Raw genomic sequence first — 5,409 nt, forward strand, 5'->3', positions numbered from 1 at the left:
ACAGGGCAGATATACAGGGATACGGCGCATAGTAAAGTGGCTATTACCCGTTCCGACATGCCTTTCGGTGAATATCGCCTGAGTGCGGAAATGGGAGATGGCTATACACGCGCTCCTGTCGTCCGGACATTTTCGCCGGTGGTGGGTAAAATGTATGATATCGCGATGGCCGCACCTCCCTACGGTGAGATCGGGACCGGATACTTCACCGTTTACTCCCTGCATGGTTTTGCGTTTCGGCCAGGGACAAAGTTGGAACTGCTGGCGCCCGCGGGCAAGCGGTTTGCATATACAATTACCAGTGGTAATACGTCAGGAATAAATTTCTCACAGGATGCTGACAATCAGCCATTTGGCCCGGGGCACTATGTTTTGAAAGTGACAGATGTGTGTGGCGTGCATTATGACACATTATTGGTAAAGAGTGAAGACTTATATCAATATGAGTTTGCGGTTGAAGGCCGGGATAGCTGCACCGGCCGTATGATTACGGTAAACGGCAATGCGCTGTATAAGGGCGCCGAGGAACCGATGTTTTTTAGGATCATTAAGGCCCCGGCCGGATATCAACTGGATTGGAGAATTATCCCGGCGGGTACATATGTGACATTGCCTATACATGGTGACTATGAAATCTGTGTTTCCGCGACGCAATCCTACAGTTACGATAATCAGCACAAGTCAAACGTTGCATATGTCAGTGTAATCCGTCCACCGCTGAAAATAGATGTTAATTTGACAAGTGGCTGGATTTGCCCGGGAGCAGCCTCCAACTCCGGCGCTATCCAGGTATATCTCCAGTCGCCGCAGGCGAATACTATGTACACGTATAAACTGGCGCTTCCAGGGCAGGGCGCTGCCGGACCATACATGGATGTTAATTCTACAGGTCGATTTACTTCCGGAAGCGGTTACAATTTAATGGTGAACCAGAACTATGATGTACGGGTTGAAAATGAATGTGGCGAATTCGCCGTTCAGACCGTAAAGATCATCGACTTTGCCACAGCGCAGCTGGCATCACTTGATAAGCCGGCATTCTGTGTGGGCGATCCGGCAAGATTCAGGGTGATCAACCTGCCCGGCTCGGCCAACAAGTATAACTGGTCCGGACCTTCCAACTGGAGCGATTCTGTTCAAAATCCCGTCATCCGGAACCTGGCTCCGTCGCATGCAGGTGATTATATCGTGGTGATCAATTCGGACATCTGTACCGCACCTATCAGGGATACGATAAAATTGACACTGGCGGATTTTGAGGTCACTTGTTTCAGCGTGGTTACCGATACCAGCGTCAATCCTTATACCGCGGGTATTCTCGGCAACTGGCGCCCGCATCGTACATATGCCTATTACGGCGAGCGCCGCGAATCCGACCCCAACGCCGCTACCAATATCCGCCGCGACGGCGCTTACAAGGATTTTCTTTCTTTCTGGAAGAAGCAAACCAACGGCTGGAAGGCCCAGATCGACACTACCCGCTGGGTATGGAATTCCGAATCCACTATATTCAATAAAAAAGGTTTCGAACTGGAGAACCGCGATGCGCTAAACCGCTATAACAGCGCGATCTACGCCTTTGAAGACGCCATCCCCGTAGCCGTCGTGCAAAACAGCATGCTCCGGGAAGCGGCATTCGAAGGGTTCGAAGACTTTTACTTCCGGGGTAACGACTGCGCCACCGGCGATTGCGCCACTGCGCGGCGGTTCGATTTCACCCGATACATGTCGTGGCTTGATACTACGCAATACCATACCGGCCGATATTCTATCAGGATTCCCGCAAACGATACCCTGCAAACGAGTCATATCGTAGTTGCCGTGGCCCCTCCGGCCGGGCAGCCCATTTTTGAGAAACAATCCAATATCTGTGTGGGCACGCAGGTGCTGAAAAAAGTAAAAGCCGACAGCACCATGATCATTCCGCCCTTCAGCCCGCTGGCCAATAAAAAAGTGCTTTTCAGCGCCTGGGTGAAGGAGGAAAAGGATTGTAATTGCGCCAGCTACGATGGTAATGTGGTGCAGCTGGTGGTAAAGCAGGGTGAGCAAACTTTCCTGCATGAGATCCGGCCGGCGGGGAATATCATCGAGGGATGGCAGCGGTATGAAGAAGCGGTCGATCTCCCGGCAGGTACTACACAATTGTCCGTCATGATCATCGCCACGGGGACCAGCGCGGTTTATGTGGATGACATCCGCCTGCATCCTTTCAACGCCAATATGAAGAGTTATGCCTACGACCCAGTGACGCTCAGGATGATGGCGGAACTCGATGAGAATAACTTCGCCACTTTCTTTGAATATGATGACGATGGCGTACTGACGCGGGTGAAGAAGGAAACGGAAAGAGGTATCAAAACGATTAAAGAAACAAGGAGCGCACTCGTAAAAGAATAGCACCATGCTGAAAAGAATACTGATCGTCATGATCTGCATGACAGCCATACAAACCCTGCGGGCGCAGACGGCCGATACGGCGCGGCTGTACGCGGAAATGCGGAAACTGCAGGAAGCCTATACCGCGAACGGCCTCCGGTATGACTTCCGTTATACTTATGCCGGCGCGCATCAGCCCGGGCGTATCCTGGACTCCCTCACCGGGAGCGTGGAAATGTCTGCCGCCGGCACCAAAATGGAAATGCGGCATATGGAGTTCGTAACGAACCCGCGGTACGCTATCGTATTGTTTAAGGAAGACAAGGTCATGTACCTCTACAAACCGAACAGCATACCCCAGCATGATCCGCTTTTCCAAATCAGGATGCTGATGGAATCTAGCCTGGTATCGAAAGTGGATATCATGACGGAACAGCAGTCCCGCAGGATCCAAATTCGATTCGATTCCCTGTCGATGGTTAAGTCCATCGATATGCATATCGCCTCCGGAAAAGGCTTGTTGTCGTCCGTAAGATATGTGCTCCAAACGGAACTGATGAAGGCGGGCCGCTCGCTTACGGCTGCGGAACAGCAGAAGTATGGCCCGCTGGCGCAGGTGAATATGTACTTCCTGTCTTACGGGCTGCTGCCCGCCGGAAGCAACGAGTCGGTGCACGAATCCGCTTATTTCACCATAGACAACGGGGAATATAAGACGACTCCCGCCTACAACGAATACCAGATTTACAAAGGAAGCCCGAACCTATAGTACTGATCAAGCTTATTTATATGAATATCCCTGGCCTGAAGTTTTTTTATACCCTGATCGCTGCCGCGCTTTTCCTGGTGCCCGCAAATTCATTGCTGGCGCAGCAGAAGAAGAGTGTTGTGCTCAAAAAAGTGCTGGATGGCGCCGCCGGTCAACTGGCGGTAGATTCCGCTATGACCGTTCAGGATAGCGCATTCTACACCACCACCCTCGCCAGCCGGTTGGATACGCCTTATACGGTACGTAATATCATAACGTTCAAGATCAACGAGTATTCCAACCGCTACATCCCCGGGCCGTTTTCGGCCGAGGCACTGGTAAGGATTTACTATTATTTCCCGCCGAATAACAGTGTGGATTCGGTGGATCAGCAGTTGACGGTTAACTACGATACCGCACAAACATACCGTATGCGGAGCAGTTTCGTCTTCAATAATGCGCACCAGGTAAAGGTGAAGGTCCTCAGCCTCACGGCGCCCGCAAATATGAAAGCCGTGCTGATGCTGGAGAATGAGATGGAGGTGCAGCCGCGGTATAAACTGGATTGTGCGGAGAACGCCGTAAAAAAGGTGGGATATGACTTGCCCCAGGGCCCAGGCACCCCCGACCAGTTGCAGGTGCACTGGGATGTGGAAGTAGGGGCGGATGCCTATGACCTGGAATGGGCGTATATCGATTCGAGTTCGCTGGCATCCGGCAGGTATGAAATTCCCGTCAACAGAGCATTGATTTTCAAGAATAATACTACAAGGGTCACCGTCGCAGACAACGGGTATGCGATCCCGTTGATGTATGACGGAAAAGGAAGCTTGTTTTTCCGGGTCAGAGCCGTGCAGGTCCGCCCGGACGACCGGAGAATCGAAACCGACTGGAGCTCACTGCACCCACAGGGAACCGGCCGGTTCGACTTTACCGGCCATCAGCCCAACCTGAACTGGCAATCGACCATTACGTTCGCGGAAGATGGTAAGCGGAAAGTAGTGACGCAGTATTTCGACGGCAGCCTCCGGGGAAGGCAGACCGTCACTAAAGACAATACCTCCCAGACCCTGGTCATCGCGGAGACGATGTACGACTACCAGGGCCGGCCTGCCATCCAGGTGTTGCCAGCGCCTACGATGGAAACGGTGATGCAGTATGTGAAGGGCTTTAATAAAGGCATCAACAGCCCGGAGTATGACAAGGATCAATACGATTACATCGCTACTCCGCAGGATTATATCCATGGAGCGGCGCAACCGATGGACAGCGCCACAGGCGCCAACGCATATTATTCGGCGAATAACCCAAAAGTGAGTGAGGGGCATCACCAGTATATTCCCCAGGCGAAGGGCCGTGCATTTACGGAAACAGAGTATACGCCGGATAATACCGGCCGGATATCCCGGCAGGGCGGCCTGGGCGAAACCTTCAAACTGGGAAGCGGGCATGAGACACAATATATCTACACTACACCGATGCAGGAGGAGTTGGATGCCATTTTCGGAACGGAGGTAGGCAATAGGTTGCATTATTTCAAGAATGTAACCAGGGATGCAAACGGACAATATTCAGTGAGCTACCTGGATATGCACGGCCGCACCATTGCTACCGCCCTTCAGTCGGTAGCGCCGGGCGGCAACCTGGAAGCGCTCCCCGAAACCGAGCGGCTCACCGTTACCGAAGCGCTGTCCGGCCCGGGCAAGAATAAAGTGGACGGGCGCACGATCGTAACGCATGCTTCTATCCACGTCCCGGATACGGCGGATTATACTTTTGAATACAAGCTGACGCCGCCGGTCTTGCGCAAGCTGGATTGCAATGGGGTAGAAATTTGTTATGTCGCCGGGTATGAACTGAATATCCAGGTGATGGACGATGCCTTTAACCTGCGCCTGGCCAATCCCATTCGGTATTCCTTCAACAACCTCGACATCGCCAACCTCCCGGTTGCATGCGGCGCAAATCCTGAGCCCATCGTTTATACGGTCACCCGCAGGCTTCCACGCGGCAACTATACCATCACGAAGAACCTGACCATCAGCAAGGAAGCGATGGATAAATATAGGGAGGACGTGTTCCTGCAAAGTAACGTCTGCAAAACGCTGGAGCAGATCGTGGAAGAAAGGAGAGCGGAGTTGAGATCGGTGCCCTGTATCCCGGATTGCCAAAGTTGCCTGACGGCCATTGGTAGCTGGCCGGCATTCCGCCAGGATTATATGGCTAAGGCGGGAATTCCTGTCGCTGATACCGCCAGCCATAGATCGGCGGCGCAGACGGCATAC

The 5,409-nt window shown here is 52.7% G+C and carries 3 protein-coding genes; all 3 read left to right on the forward strand.

Annotated features, from left to right (window positions below; all coding sequences use genetic code 11):
* Nucleotides 1-735: 735 nt before the first annotated feature.
* Nucleotides 736-2,397, forward strand: a complete 1,662-nt coding sequence (locus Q0510_RS05705) for a hypothetical protein (RefSeq protein ID WP_298709056.1) — start codon at nucleotides 736-738, stop codon at nucleotides 2,395-2,397.
* Between the two features lie 4 nt (nucleotides 2,398-2,401).
* A complete protein-coding gene (locus Q0510_RS05710; RefSeq protein WP_298709059.1) occupies nucleotides 2,402-3,145 on the forward strand; it encodes a hypothetical protein in 744 nt (247 codons plus the stop codon).
* 20 nt (nucleotides 3,146-3,165) lie between these two features.
* Nucleotides 3,166-5,409 (forward strand): hypothetical protein (locus Q0510_RS05715; protein WP_298709061.1); only part of this gene is annotated, 2,244 nt, incomplete at its 3' end.

Source organism: uncultured Chitinophaga sp. (genome assembly GCF_937874145.1).
Lineage (GTDB): Bacteria > Bacteroidota > Bacteroidia > Chitinophagales > Chitinophagaceae > Chitinophaga.

Bases quoted from the DNA above. Each gene is read 5' to 3' on its own strand.
- Q0510_RS05710 (WP_298709059.1), top strand. From the start codon at position 2,402: ATGCTGAAAAGAATACTGATCGTCATGATCTGCATGACAGCCATACAA.